This window comes from Streptomyces sp. NPDC028331, assembly GCF_055565775.1.
The window spans coordinates 1-13,184 of sequence record NZ_JBVHTR010000013.1 but is presented as its reverse complement, the minus strand read 5'-3'; the positions used below and the strand labels follow the sequence as shown (position 1 = coordinate 13,184).

Annotated in this window: 11 protein-coding genes; 8 read left to right on the top strand and 3 right to left on the bottom strand. The window is 70.5% G+C overall.

The annotated features are described in order from the left end of the window. Positions 1-290 precede the first annotated feature (290 nt). On the bottom strand, positions 291-479 hold the full coding sequence (locus tag ACZ4SW_RS20080; protein ID WP_468245021.1) for a hypothetical protein: 189 nt from the start codon (positions 477-479) through the stop codon (positions 291-293). Positions 480-1,080: 601 nt separating this feature from the next. Here ACZ4SW_RS20080 and ACZ4SW_RS20075 point away from each other — a divergent pair. From ACZ4SW_RS20075 to ACZ4SW_RS20040, 8 genes are all read left to right on the top strand, one after another. Further along, positions 1,081-4,779, top strand: a complete 3,699-nt coding sequence (locus tag ACZ4SW_RS20075; protein WP_468245016.1) for a sensor histidine kinase — start codon at positions 1,081-1,083, stop codon at positions 4,777-4,779. Between the two features lie 9 nt (positions 4,780-4,788). Further along, on the top strand, positions 4,789-5,202 hold the full coding sequence (locus ACZ4SW_RS20070) for a roadblock/LC7 domain-containing protein (protein ID WP_103838061.1): 414 nt from the start codon (positions 4,789-4,791) through the stop codon (positions 5,200-5,202). Between the two features lie 111 nt (positions 5,203-5,313). Beyond that, positions 5,314-5,712 (top strand): DUF742 domain-containing protein, encoded by a 399-nt coding sequence (locus ACZ4SW_RS20065; protein ID WP_366024938.1) that lies wholly within the window; start codon positions 5,314-5,316, stop codon positions 5,710-5,712. Then, a complete protein-coding gene (locus ACZ4SW_RS20060; RefSeq protein WP_054219273.1) occupies positions 5,693-6,268 on the top strand; it encodes a GTP-binding protein in 576 nt (191 codons plus the stop codon). The genes ACZ4SW_RS20065 and ACZ4SW_RS20060 overlap by 20 nt, the downstream gene beginning before the upstream one ends. A gap of 366 nt (positions 6,269-6,634) precedes the next feature. Then, the gene (locus tag ACZ4SW_RS20055; RefSeq protein WP_468245005.1) at positions 6,635-9,895 is read left to right on the top strand and encodes a sensor histidine kinase; all 3,261 of its coding nucleotides are present in this window, start codon (positions 6,635-6,637) and stop codon (positions 9,893-9,895) included. A gap of 10 nt (positions 9,896-9,905) precedes the next feature. Further along, positions 9,906-10,319 (top strand): roadblock/LC7 domain-containing protein, encoded by a 414-nt coding sequence (locus ACZ4SW_RS20050; RefSeq protein WP_029385896.1) that lies wholly within the window; start codon positions 9,906-9,908, stop codon positions 10,317-10,319. A 97-nt stretch (positions 10,320-10,416) separates the two neighbouring features. Next, a complete protein-coding gene (locus tag ACZ4SW_RS20045; RefSeq protein WP_263232246.1) occupies positions 10,417-11,001 on the top strand; it encodes a DUF742 domain-containing protein in 585 nt (194 codons plus the stop codon). After that, positions 10,982-11,563 carry a GTP-binding protein gene (locus tag ACZ4SW_RS20040; RefSeq protein WP_093769009.1) on the top strand — a complete coding sequence of 194 codons (582 nt, stop codon included), beginning with the start codon at positions 10,982-10,984 and terminating at the stop codon, positions 11,561-11,563. The genes ACZ4SW_RS20045 and ACZ4SW_RS20040 overlap by 20 nt, the downstream gene beginning before the upstream one ends. Before the next feature lie 244 nt (positions 11,564-11,807). Here ACZ4SW_RS20040 and ACZ4SW_RS20035 read toward each other — a convergent pair whose 3' ends face one another. After that, on the bottom strand, positions 11,808-11,999 hold the full coding sequence (locus ACZ4SW_RS20035) for an acyl-CoA carboxylase subunit epsilon (RefSeq protein WP_468244997.1): 192 nt from the start codon (positions 11,997-11,999) through the stop codon (positions 11,808-11,810). Between the two features lie 57 nt (positions 12,000-12,056). Next, the coding region (locus ACZ4SW_RS20030) for an acyl-CoA carboxylase subunit beta (RefSeq protein ID WP_468244994.1) at positions 12,057-13,184 on the bottom strand (1,128 nt) is incomplete at its 5' end.

The following is a 13,184-nucleotide window of genomic DNA, read 5'->3' as shown; positions in this document are numbered from 1 at the left end:
TTTGGGAGGCGCGCACGGAGGATTTTTGCCCCCCCCCCCTACGGGAGGGTGTCTCTCCCCCCCCCCCAAAGACGCGCCCCCCCCCCCCCTCCTTCCCCCCCCCCCCCCCTCCCCCGCCGCATCTTGTGATCTCCGCGCCTGCCGTGCGGGAGCCGCGCGCCGGTGCCGGACGGCACGGCGCACGCCCTCCTTGGGGGGCCTGCCGCGGGGCGCCGGAAGAGAGGGGCGCCGGAAGATCGGTCCCTCGGACGCCCTCGCCCCCATTGAGCGGGCGGCGTCCGCCGTGCGTACTACTGGGCGACGGAGACCTGGGCCGGGATCTCCATGAGGACGGTGCGCTTGGGATTGGCGGTCTGGGTGGGAAGGTCGACGGAGTGTTCCGGGGTCGCCGGCGCCTGCAGCTCCTCGGCATCGGTGAGGTTCACCAGCGTCGTCCGCCGCGGGTTCGCTATGGTGCGGAACATCATCGTGGTCTTCACTGTTGTCGTTGACCTCGTCGTTGCGGGCGCCGGGCGGGCCTCAAGGGCCGCCGCCGGGGCGCGGGTTGTCGGATTCGCCATCCCTGTAAAGCGTCAGGCTAAACATCCAATTCCCGCGCAAAGCCCTGAAGAGGGTCTGATCGCCGTGTGAGTTTCCTCACTGACTCGCGGACAAAAGGGGCAATCGAGGCCGCCAACCCCCTGCAGTGAAACGGACATTGCTCCATTGAAGCCCGCATTCCGCTCCTGATCATGGCGACTGGGACACCGGGCACACCTCAACACCTCGTCCGTATACGCCCCTTATGCACGACATCACTTTCTACGTCCGGTGACGCGCCCCTCACAAGGTGTCACTGTGGTCACAGCCTCACCCGTTGGCCTTGTTGGAGATCCGGCACTGTGCTGGAATTCCACGGACCGCCGCGGGATCGCACCGGCGCACAGGGGGCGCAACGCAGCGCCGAACAGCGGCGGGAAGGGGGAGCCAGCGCCGGTCACTCACGACCACCCGGGGAGCGTATTCAGGGCGCTCCCCACGACGCCGACACCGTCCCGCCGCTCACGCGGAGGGACGCCTGGTCCAGAGGTTGCGACGCTAGTGCAGGGACGTTTCAAGAGGGATGGCAGCGCTTCGGCGGAGCCGGAGCCGCATGGCGGGACCGACCGCGGTTCCTCGCCCCAGCACGCCCAGAACCAGGGACCGGCACCGGCCGCCGGCGGCCCCGAGCGGCCCGGGCGCACCGGTGCCCCCACGCTCGGCACGTCGGCCACGCCGCCCCCGGCGCCCCCGACACCCAAGAGCACTCCCCCGGTCGACGCCGGTTCACGTATGGCGCTGCGCAACTGGCGCATCTCCACGCGTCTGGTGTCGCTGCTCGCGCTCCCCGTGGTCGCGGCGACCTCGCTCGGCGCCCTGCGCATCAGCGACAACGTCGACCAGATCCAGCAGCTCGACAACATGAAGCTGCTGACGGACATGACCAGGCAGGCGACACAGCTCGCCGAGGCGCTCCAGGACGAGCGCGACCAGTCCGCCGGCCCCCTCGCCCACGGCGCGAGCGCGAACGACTACACGGTCAAGGGCGTCCGCGACAAGACCAACCGGGCCCGCTCCGCCTTCCTCGAGGGCACCCAGGAGATCGGCGACGCCTCCGGCAGCGGCCAGCTCTCGGGTGTGCGCGACAGCATCGTCGGCATCGCGAGCGAGCTGAACAACCTCAGCGCGATTCGCGCCAACGCCTACAAGGACCCCAAGAACTCCACGCAGACGGTCGAGGCGTACCACCGTCTGATCACCGGACTGCTCGGCCTGTCGCAGGACATGGCGGAGGCCACCAGCAACCCGGAGATGATCCAGCGCACCCGCGCCCTGGCGGCCTTCTCGACCGCCAAGGAGTACGCGTCGGAGCAGCGCGCGGTCATCGCGGCGGCCCTGCCGGCGAGCAACACCACGTTCGGCGACCTCTCGGAGAACGACCGCCAGTACGCCCTCTCGGCCCTGGAGAGCCAGGACTCCGAGCTGGACAGCTTCCGCAGCATCTACGGCGACGGCGCCGAGGACCTGACGAAGCCGATCGACCAGGGCAGCCCGACGATCGAGGCCGCGGACCAGTACGCCAGCCGCGTGCTGAAGAGCGCGGACGGCCTCCAGTCGCAGGACAAGCGCTCGTACAAGGACTGGGTCGACGACGACTCGACCAAGATCCAGCAGATGAAGAGCATCGAGGGCACGCTCCTGGAGCAGATGGAGCAGAAGGCCCGCGAGCTGAAGAACGCCTCGCAGCGTGAGGCGATCATCTCCGGTGCGCTGATCCTCCTCGTCCTCGGTGTCTCCCTCGTCGGCGCCTTCGTCGTCGCCCGCTCCATGATCCGCTCGCTGCGCCGGCTGCAGGAGACCGCCACCAAGGTCGCCCAGGAACGCCTGCCCGAGCTGGTCAAGCAGCTCTCCGAGTCCGACCCGCAGGACGTCGACACGTCCGTGGAGTCGGTCGGTGTGCACTCCCGGGACGAGATCGGCCAGGTGGCCGCGGCCTTCGACGACGTGCACCGCGAGGCGGTCCGCCTCGCCGCCGAGCAGGCCCTGCTGCGGGGCAACGTCAACGCGATGTTCACAAACCTCTCGCGCCGCTCCCAGGGCCTCATCCAGCGCCAGCTTTCGCTGATCTCGGAACTGGAGTCCCGCGAGGCGGACCCGGACCAGCTCTCCTCGCTGTTCAAGCTCGACCACCTCGCGACGCGTATGCGCCGTAACGGTGAGAACCTCCTCGTCCTCGCCGGTGAGGAGCCGGGCCGCCGCTGGACCCGCCCGGTCCCGCTGGTCGACGTGCTCCGCGCCGCCGCGTCCGAGGTGGAACAGTACGAGCGCATCGAGCTGGCGGCGGTCCCGGCCACCGAGGTCGCCGGCCGCGTCGTCAACGACCTGGTGCACCTGCTCGCCGAGCTGCTCGAGAACGCCACCTCGTTCTCCTCCCCGCAGACCAAGGTCAAGGTCACCGGTCACGCGCTGCCCGACGGCCGCGTCCTGATCGAGATCCACGACACCGGTATCGGTCTGTCGCCCGAGGACCTCGCGGCGATCAACGAGCGGCTCGCCTCGCCGCCCACCGTGGACGTCTCGGTCTCCCGCCGCATGGGTCTGTTCGTGGTCGGCCGTCTGTCGCAGCGCCACGGCATCCGCATCCAGCTCCGCCCGTCCGACTCCGGTGGTACGACCGCGCTGGTCATGCTCCCGGTCGACGTCGCCCAGGGCGGCAAGAAGCCCACTCCGGGCAAGCCCGGCCAGGGCGCCCCGCACTCCGGTGGCCCGGCCGCCGCGCAGGCGGCCGCAGGTGCGGCCGCGGCCCGTCGCCAGGCACAGCAGGGCAACCGGCCCGCCGGTGGCCCGGATCTCGACGCCGCCCCGCAGCGTGGGCAGGTGGGTTCCGGTCAGGGCCCGCGCGCCGCGCTGCCCGGTGCCTTCCCCGGTGGCCGTCCCGGCGGCCCCGGTGCCCCGCAGGCACCCGTCTCCCCGCAGGGCCGTCCGGCTCCGGCGGGCGCGGGTGCGGGCGCCGGAGCCTTCGGACAGGGCGGCCCGCAGGGGCTGCAGGCGGCCCAGGCCTTCCAGGAGCCCGGCTCCCGCCAGGGCGGTTTCGGTGACGGCGGCCCGGGCCTGCGCCCGGCCGGCTTCGGCGACAGCGCCCCCGTACCGGCGCAGCAGCCTCAACAGCAGCAGCCTCAGCAGCAGTCGCCGCAGCAGCCCAAGGAGCGCGGTGGCCGTCGCCGTCCGCAGCTTCCCGGGCGTGGCGGTCCGCGGGCGGAGCTGCCCGGTGCCGGCCCGCAGCAGCGCACGCCGAGCTGGAGCGACGAGAACGCGCAGCCGCCGGTGCCGCGCACCTCGCTGGACGCCCCGCGCGGCCACGAGGAGCCGGACGCGCTGACCTCGACCTCGCCCATGCCGCGGATCGACGACCGTCAGGGCCCGGGCTCCACGTCCGAGTTCCCGCGCCCGGACTTCGACGCCCCGCGCCCCGCCGGCAATGCCGCGGACAACGGGCAGTTCGTCCGCTCCGACGTCTTCGGCGCCCCCAACCCGGGTGCTGCCACGGATCAGTTCCCGGCGGGCGGGCACGGCCAGGACACGGGTCGTTTCCCGGCGCCCGGCCGCACCCAGGACCCCGCCACGACCGGCCGGTTCGCCCCGCAGGGCTACGACGGCTCCGGCACGGGCCAGTTCCCGGCCCCGGGCTACGGCAACCGCCAGGACTCGTCCTCCACCGGACAGTTCGAGCGTCCGCAGGCGGGCGGTGACGCCTACGGCGTCTCCCGGCCGCCGGCCCCGCAGCAGCCTCAGCGCCGTCAGGAGCCCGAGGCCCTGCCCCCGGCGGCGGGTCCCGGCGACGGGCGTACGCCGCTGTACGACACGCTCGAGACCAACTGGTTCCGCGAGCGGCAGCAGGGCGGTGCTCCGGCGCCGCAGGCCGCCCCGCAGGCCCAGCCCGCCCCGGCCCCCCAGCGCCCTGCCGGCTCGTCGTGGCGGACCTCCCCGAACGACGAGCTCGTCCGCCAGGCCGAGCGCGTACGGCAGCCCGCCTCCGGCGGGGTCACCACCTCCGGCCTGCCGCGCCGGGTCCCGCGCGCGAACCTCGTGCCGGGCACGGCCCAGCAGCAACAGCACCACACCGGTCCGCAGGTTTCGCGCGCGCCCGACGACGTGCGCGGCCGGCTGACCAATCTCCGACGGGGCATCGCCCAGGGTCGCCAGGCCGGTACCGGCCAGACCGGCAGCTTCCCCAGCCCCACTCACCAGCAGGAGCGTTAGTTGAGCCCGATGAGCCAGGCGGCACAGAACCTCAACTGGTTGATCACCAACTTCGTGGACAACACCCCCGGGGTGTCCCACACCGTCGTCGTGTCCGCCGACGGTCTCCTTCTGGCGCTGTCGGAGGGCTTCCCGCGGGACCGCGCCGACCAGCTTGCGGCCGTGGCCTCCGGGCTCACGTCGCTGACGGCCGGAGCCTCCCGGATCTTCGAGGGCGGCACGGTGGCCCAGACCGTCGTCGAGATGGAACGCGGGTTCCTCTTCCTGATGTCCATCTCGGACGGCTCGTCCCTCGCCGTGCTCGCCCACCCCGAGTGCGACATCGGCCTGGTCGGTTACGAGATGGCACTCCTGGTCGACCGCGCGGGCGCGGTACTCACCCCCGACCTGCGCGCCGAACTCCAGGGCAGTCTGCTCCACTGACCGGCCCCGGTACCACCCACCTCACGAAATCACCGTCAGGCCGCCACAGTCCCCCCACCGGCCCCGTCAGACGGCACGACTGACCGACTTGCTGTCCCGCCCGGAGGATTCATGACCCCGCCCACCGCCTCTCACGATCCGTACGCCGAGCCGTACGGGGACGAGGGCGACCAGCCGCTGGTCCGTCCGTACGCGATGACGGGCGGCCGGACCCGGCCGCGCTATCAGCTCGCCATCGAGGCACTGATCAGCACCACGGCCGACCCGGCCCAGCTGATGGGACTGCTGCCGGAGCACCAGCGGATCTGCCACCTGTGCCGCGAGGTGAAGTCGGTGGCCGAGGTGTCGGCGCTGCTGGCCATGCCGCTCGGTGTGGCCCGGATTCTCGTCGCGGACCTCGCCGAGGCCGGACTCGTCGCCATCCACCAGCCGGGTGGCGACGAGAGCAACGGCGGCGCTCCGGACGTGACACTGCTCGAAAGGGTGCTCAGTGGACTTCGCAAGCTCTGACGGAGGGCGGGCGACCACCTCCGCGAAGATCGTGGTGGCGGGCGGCTTCGGCGTCGGCAAGACCACGTTCGTGGGCGCCGTCTCGGAGATCAACCCGCTGCGCACGGAGGCCGTCATGACCTCCGCGTCCGCGGGCATCGACGACCTCACCCACACCGGGGACAAGACCACCACCACGGTGGCCATGGACTTCGGCCGTATCACCCTCGACCAGGACCTGATCCTGTACCTGTTCGGTACCCCGGGCCAGGACCGCTTCTGGTTCATGTGGGACGACCTGGTCCGCGGTGCGATCGGCGCGGTGGTGCTCGTGGACACCCGGCGCCTGGCCGACTGCTTCCCCGCGGTCGACTACTTCGAGAACAGCGGCCTGCCGTTCGTGATCGCGCTCAACGGCTTCGACGGGCACCAGCCCTACACGCCCGACGAAGTGCGGGAAGCGCTGCAGATCGGTCCGGACACGCCGATCATCACGACGGACGCCCGGCACCGTGCCGATGCGAAGAGTGCGCTGATCACGCTGGTGGAACATGCGCTCATGGCCCGCCTGCGGTAGATCAAGTCGGCGGCACCATACGGCAGTTGTCGTAGATCACCGGTGCCGGCTGTGGCGTTTGACACGGTCGGCCCGGGTGTTCATAACGTTTCGACAGAGAAATTCGGTGGTACCGACACACCGCGCGGTCGGTCGGTACCGCTGCGCTCACAAAAGCCCCGCCTTTTGGCGGGGCTCGCTCTTTATGACCGTTTTATCTACGGCATCCAGCCTCCGGAATCCCAGATTCCGAGTGTTTGGAATCGCGCAGGCTGACGTGCTGGAATGCCTGAACTGCCCAATAGTCAAAGACGTACTTGTCTCAGACAGGGCTCTGGAGACACCGCGGCACGACGTAGGTGCCGTCGCCGAGAGGTTGTTGGTCGAGTGAGGCGAAGCAAGAACGGTCCCGAGCCGTCGGCACGGGGCAACTTCACCCCGCCGCCGCGCGGTGCGGCACCCGCACAAGTGCCCGGTCCGGAGCCGACGGCTCTCCCGCCCAGCGGCAGCCGCTTCTCCCCGCGCAACTGGCGCGTGCCGACCAGGCTGAACGCGATCCTGCTCATACCCGTGCTGGTCGGCCTGGTGATGGGCGGCTTCCAGGTGAAGAGCTCGATCGACACCTGGCGGCAGGCGCGGGACGCGGAGAACACGGCCCGTCTCGTGCAGGCGTCCCTGACCTACGCCAACGCGCTCATCACCGAGCGCGACGTCAGCGCCGCTCCCCTCCTCCAGGGCAAGGGCCAGAACGACCCGACGGTCGTCCAGGCGCGCAGCGCCACGGACCAGGCCGCCAAGGCCTTCGACCAGGCGGCCCGGAACATGCCCCACAAGTCGGGCCTGGAGCGCCGTCTCTCCATCTTCCGCAAAGCGGAGACCAAGCTGCCGGCCCTGCGCCAGGGCGCTTACACCTCCGCCCTGAGCGGGGTGCAGACCGAGGAAGGCTACGTCCAGGTCCAGCACCCGCTGATGGAGTTCGCCAACGAACTCGGTCTGGGCACCGGCAACATCACCAGCTACGGCCGGACCGTCTACGCCATCTCGCTGACCAAGGCCGCGCTGTCCCTGGAGCGCTCGATCGGCATGCACATGCTGATCAAGCCCGGCACCTCGGACACCAGCCTCGCCAAGCAGCGCGTCGCCCTGTCCTCGTACGCCTACCTCGAGGGCATCGCCGTCGAGGAGTACATCGGCGGCGGCACGCAGGCGGACGCCGACAAGCTCTCCGTTCTCCAGAAGAAGATCCAGTCCGACGGCGCGGCCATGGCCCAGCAGGCCAAGGCCAAGGACCCGAACTACGTGCCCCCGCCGTCCGACCCGACCCAGATGGTCTCGGCCCTCGCCTCGCTGCCGTCCACCGGCACCACGGCCCGCGCCGCGCTCGCCCAGCAGGGCATCACGCCGCAGAACTGGTGGGCGGTCAACACACTCAAGTTCAACGCCTACCGCCAGATCGAGTCGGACATGGCCGACAAGGCCGTGGCGGACGCCTCGGACATCGCCGACAACGCCAAGCAGTCCGCGTTCGTGACCGGCGCCATCGTCGTCGTCGCCCTGCTCGCCGCGTTCATCATCGCCGGCCTCATGGCCCGCCAGATGAGCCGCTCGATGCGCCAGCTCCGCAACGCGGCCTTCGGGGTCGCCGAGCAGCGTCTGCCGATGCTGGTCGACCAGCTCTCGCGCACCGACCCCGGCCGGGTCGACACCCGGGTCGCCCCCATCCCCATCTCCTCCACGGACGAGATCGGCGAGGTCGCCCGCGCCTTCGACCAGGTCCACCGCGAGGCCGTCCGGCTCGCCGCCGAGCAGGCCCTGCTGCGGGGCAACATCAACGCGATCTTCACCAACCTCTCGCGCCGCAACCAGTCGCTGATCGAGGGCCAGCTGACCCTGATCACCGAGCTGGAGAACAACGAGGCCGACCCGGACCAGCTCGAGAACCTGTTCAGGCTGGACCACCTCGCGACCCGTATGCGCCGCAACGGCGAGAACCTCCTCGTCCTCGCCGGCGAGGAGCCCGGCCGCCGCTGGGACCAGCCGGTCCCGCTGATCGACGTGCTGCGCGCCGCCTCCTCCGAGGTGGAGCAGTACGAGCGCATCGAGCTGTCCGGCGTCCCGGAGGCCGAGATCCACGGCCGCGCCGTGACCGACCTCGTGCACCTGCTCGCGGAGCTGCTGGAGAACGCCACGACGTTCTCCTCTCCGCAGACCAAGGTGCGCGTGACCGCCACCCGGCTGCCCGACGGCCGCATCATGATCGAGATCCACGACAAGGGCATCGGCCTGACCGCCGAGGACTTCGCGGACATCAACCACAAGCTCGCCAACCCGCCGACCGTGGACGCCGCGATCTCGCAGCGCATGGGCCTGTTCGTGGTCGGCCGGCTGTCCGACCGGCACGGCATCCGGGTCCAGCTCCGCCCCTCGGGCGAACAGGCCGGCACCACCTCGCTGGTCATGCTCCCCGACGCCATCACCCACGGCGGTGGCGGCGAGCAGCAGCTCGAGCGCGACGAGTTCACCGTCTCGCAGATCATCCCCGAGCAGAGTCCCTTCCAGGGCGAGAGCTTCGACGGGCAGCCGCTGCGGACGGCGGCGGAGCTGGGCTTCGACGACAGCCGCTACACCGAGGTGCCCAACGACATACGGGAGTTGGACCCCGTCGGCCGCTCACTGATGCGCGAGGAGCGCCGTGCGGCCCTGGAGGCCCAGGTCCAGGGCACGAACCGGCAGCTAGAGGCGCCGGAGAGCGACCGGACCGGTTCCTCGTACCAGGACGGGTTCGAGACGCAGCAGCCCGCCTACGGCGACGGACAGCACGCCTACGACAACGGTCAGTCCCCGTACGACACCGGGCAGCACGCGTACGAGGAGCAGCGGGCGTCGTACGACCAGCAGACGGCGTACGCGGAGCCCCAGCAGACCGCGTACCAGGACCCGTACTTCTCCCAGAACGGCGGCCTGCCGCAGAACGACGGCTTCCCGTCCGGCGGCGGCTACCCGGAGCCCGCATACGCGGACCAGGCACCGGAGGGCCGTACGGCGGACCGGTCCGCCCCGGCCGCGGCCGAGACGTTCTCCTCCTTCGAGGAGCCGGCGCACCAGGACGACTGGCCCCGGCAGGACGACTTCCAGAGCGGCTACCGCTCCGAGTACAGTCCCGAACCGGAATCCGCGCAGGCCGGTGACGTGAGTGAGCGGGACCGCGTAGGCTTCGACCGTCCGGGACCGGCCCCCTCCGCCGTCCACGAGCTGACCGACGCCGGACTGCCCCGCCGCGGCTCCACCGCGAGCGGTGCCGCCGGCCGAGCCCAGCCCGTGACGCAGGATCCGCCGGCGGCCAGGGAGACGGGCGGCGACTGGCGCTCCGCGAACGACGAGCGGTGGCAGCAGGCAGCGCAGCTCCGGAAACCCAAGGCGGGCGGGGTGACCGCTTCCGGTCTGCCTCGACGGGTACCCAAGGCGAACCTGATCGAGGGCGCCGCGGAGGCGACCCCGCAGGGAGGCCCCCAGGTCTCCCGTGCCCCCGAGGACGTCAGGGGCAGGCTGAGCAACCTGCGCCGAGGCGTCCAGCGGGGACGCCAAGCAGGCAGTGAAACGAACGGCCAGGGCTTCGGTCCTGACAGCACCTACAACCAGGAGCGTTAGTGTGAGCCCGATGAGCCAGGCGGCACAGAACCTGAACTGGTTGATCACCAACTTCGTGGACAACACCCCCGGGGTGTCCCACACGGTGGTGGTCTCCGCCGACGGACTCCTTCTGGCGATGTCCGAAGGCTTTCCGCGCGATCGCGCCGACCAGTTGGCGGCCGTCGCGTCCGGTCTGACCTCGCTGACCGCGGGTGCCTCCCGCATCTTCGAGGGCGGCAATGTGAACCAGACGGTTGTGGAGATGGAGCGGGGATTCCTGTTCATCATGTCCATTTCCGACGGTTCGTCGCTCGCGGTTCTCGCACACCCGGAGGCGGACATCGGCCTCATTGGGTACGAGATGGCGCTTCTGGTCGACCGTGCCGGTACGGTCCTGACTCCGGACCTTCGTGCGGAGCTCCAGGGGAGCCTTCTCAACTAGAAGACGAACGGTGCGTTTGAGCGTCCCGGGGCCGTAAGGTTTCGGGACGCGGCTTCCACAGGGATGGGTGCCCGGCGCGGTCGGAGGAGGAGAGAACGTGGCAACACCCCCAGGCGGTTCGCCTACCGGTAATTGGTCCTACGGCCCCGGTCAGGGCCCGGGCCAGGGAGACCAGAACCGGTACGACTTCCCCTCCGCTCCGGGCCAGTGGCGGCAGCCGTACGCGCCGCAGGGCCCCCAGGGGCCCGGCCCGTCGCCGTACGACCAGCCGCCGGCGCCGCGTATCCAGCCCGTGCAGCCGCAGCGCCGCTCCCCCGAACCGGCGCCCGCCGGGTCCTCGAACAACCCTCTGGTGCGTCCGTACGCCATGACGGGCGGCCGCACCAGGCCGCGCTACCAGCTCGCCATCGAGGCGCTGGTGCACACCACCGCACAACCGCACCAGATGCAGGGCCAGTTGCCCGAGCATCAGCGGATCTGCAACCTGTGCCGGGAAATCAAGTCGGTGGCCGAGATCTCGGCACTGCTCACGATCCCTCTCGGCGTGGCCAGGATCCTCGTCGCCGACTTGGCGGAGGCGGGCCTGGTCGCCATCCATCAGCCCGGCGGCGACGAGAACGCCGGCGGCCAGCCAGACGTGACACTGCTCGAAAGGGTGCTCAGTGGACTTCGCAAGCTCTAGCGGCGGTCCTTCCCGCTCCACCACCTCCGCGAAGATCGTGGTGGCGGGCGGCTTCGGCGTGGGCAAGACCACGTTCGTCGGCGCCGTCTCGGAGATCAACCCGCTGCGCACGGAGGCCGTCATGACGTCTGCTTCGGCGGGCATCGACGACCTCACCCACACCGGGGACAAGACCACCACCACGGTGGCCATGGACTTCGGCCGTATCACCCTCGACCAGGACCTGATCCTGTACCTGTTCGGCACGCCGGGCCAGGACCGCTTCTGGTTCATGTGGGACGACCTGGTGCGCGGTGCGATCGGCGCGATCGTCCTGGTGGACACCCGGCGCCTGGCCGACTGCTTCCCCGCGGTCGACTACTTCGAGAACAGCGGCCTGCCGTTCGTGATCGCGCTCAACGGCTTCGACGGCCAGCAGCCGTACTCGCCGGACGAGGTCCGGGAGGCCCTGCAGATCGGTCCGGACACGCCGATCATCACGACGGACGCGAGACATCGCGCCGACGCGAAGTCCGCGCTGATCACTCTCGTGGAGCACGCGCTGATGGCTCGGCTTCGTTAGTTCGTGAGACGGAGGTTGCGGCCATACGGGTGCCCCGTATGGCCGCACGCCGGCTGCGGGCCGTACGTGGCTTGTCGCGCAGTTCCCCGCGCCCCTTCAGGGGGCGCACCCCGGGCCCCTTCTTGCGGAGGGGCCCTCACCTTTTCCCGTGCACAGGAAGAAGTTGCACAGCAAGAGGCTGCACAGCAAGAAGGGCCCCTCCCAAGCGGAGGGGCCCTTCAGGGACGGCTCGAGCGGCGCAGCTTTACGCGTGCCAGCTGTGCGGTGCGCGGAAGCCCGGTTCGCGTTCCAGGCGGCGCCAGCCTGCCTTGGCTCGGCCGCGGTGGGTCGGGGCGGGCGGCTGGGCCGCGGCGCGGGCCAGGAGGACGGCCGTGATGGCGGCCACTTCCTCGGGCTCGGCGTGGCCCTTCTCGACGCGGATGTCAGGGTTGCTCATGGCTGTCAGTCTCCGTGAGAGAGAGGTCCGCGGGGTTGCCGCGATGGGTCCGCTCGGTTACTGCGGGGGGTTGCCGTGCTTGCGGGAGGGCAGGTCGGCGTGCTTGGCGTGCAGCATCGCCAGGGACCTGATCAGGACCTCGCGGGTCTCGGCCGGGTCGATGACGTCGTCCACCAGGCCCCGTTCGGCCGCGTAGTACGGGTGCATCAGCTCGGACTTGTACTCCTTGACCATCCGCGCCCGCATGGCCTCGGGGTCCTCGGCATCCGCGATCTGGCGGCGGAAGATCACGTTGGCCGCGCCCTCCGCGCCCATCACGGCGATCTCGTTGGTCGGCCAGGCGTAGGTGAGGTCCGCCCCGATGGACTGGCTGTCCATCACGATGTACGCACCTCCGTACGCCTTGCGCAGGATCAGCGAGATCCGCGGCACGGTCGCGTTGCAGTACGCGTACAGCAGCTTCGCCCCGTGCCGGATGATCCCGCCGTGCTCCTGGTCCACACCCGGAAGGAACCCGGGAACGTCCAGGAACGTCACCAACGGGATGTTAAAAGCGTCACACATCTGCACAAAACGTGCAGCTTTTTCCGACGCCTCGATGTCGAGGACGCCGGCGAGGGTCTGGGGCTGGTTGGCGATGATGCCGACCACCTGGCCGTCCAGCCGGGCCAGCGCGCAGATGATGTTGCGGGCCCAGCGCTCGTGGACCTCGAGGTACTCGCCGTCGTCGACGATCTCCTCGATCACCTTGGCCATGTCGTAGGGCCGGTTGCCGTCGGCGGGCACCAGGTCCAGCAGGACCTCCGAGCGCCGGTCGACCGGGTCGGTGCACTCCACCCGCGGCGGGTTCTCCCGGTTGTTCTGCGGCAGCAGGGAGAGGAGGTAGCGCACCTCGGCGATGCAGGTCTCCTCGTCGTCGTACGCGAAGTGGCACACACCGCTGGTCTCGGCGTGCACGTCCGCGCCGCCCAGACCGTTCTGCGTGATCTCCTCGCCGGTCACCGCCTTGACCACGTCCGGACCGGTGATGAACATCTGCGAGGTCTCACGGACCATGAACACGAAGTCCGTCAGCGCCGGACTGTACGCCGCGCCGCCCGCGCACGGGCCCAGCATCACGCTGATCTGCGGGATCACCCCGGAGGCCCGGGTGTTGCGCTGGAAGATGCCGCCGTAGCCGGCGAG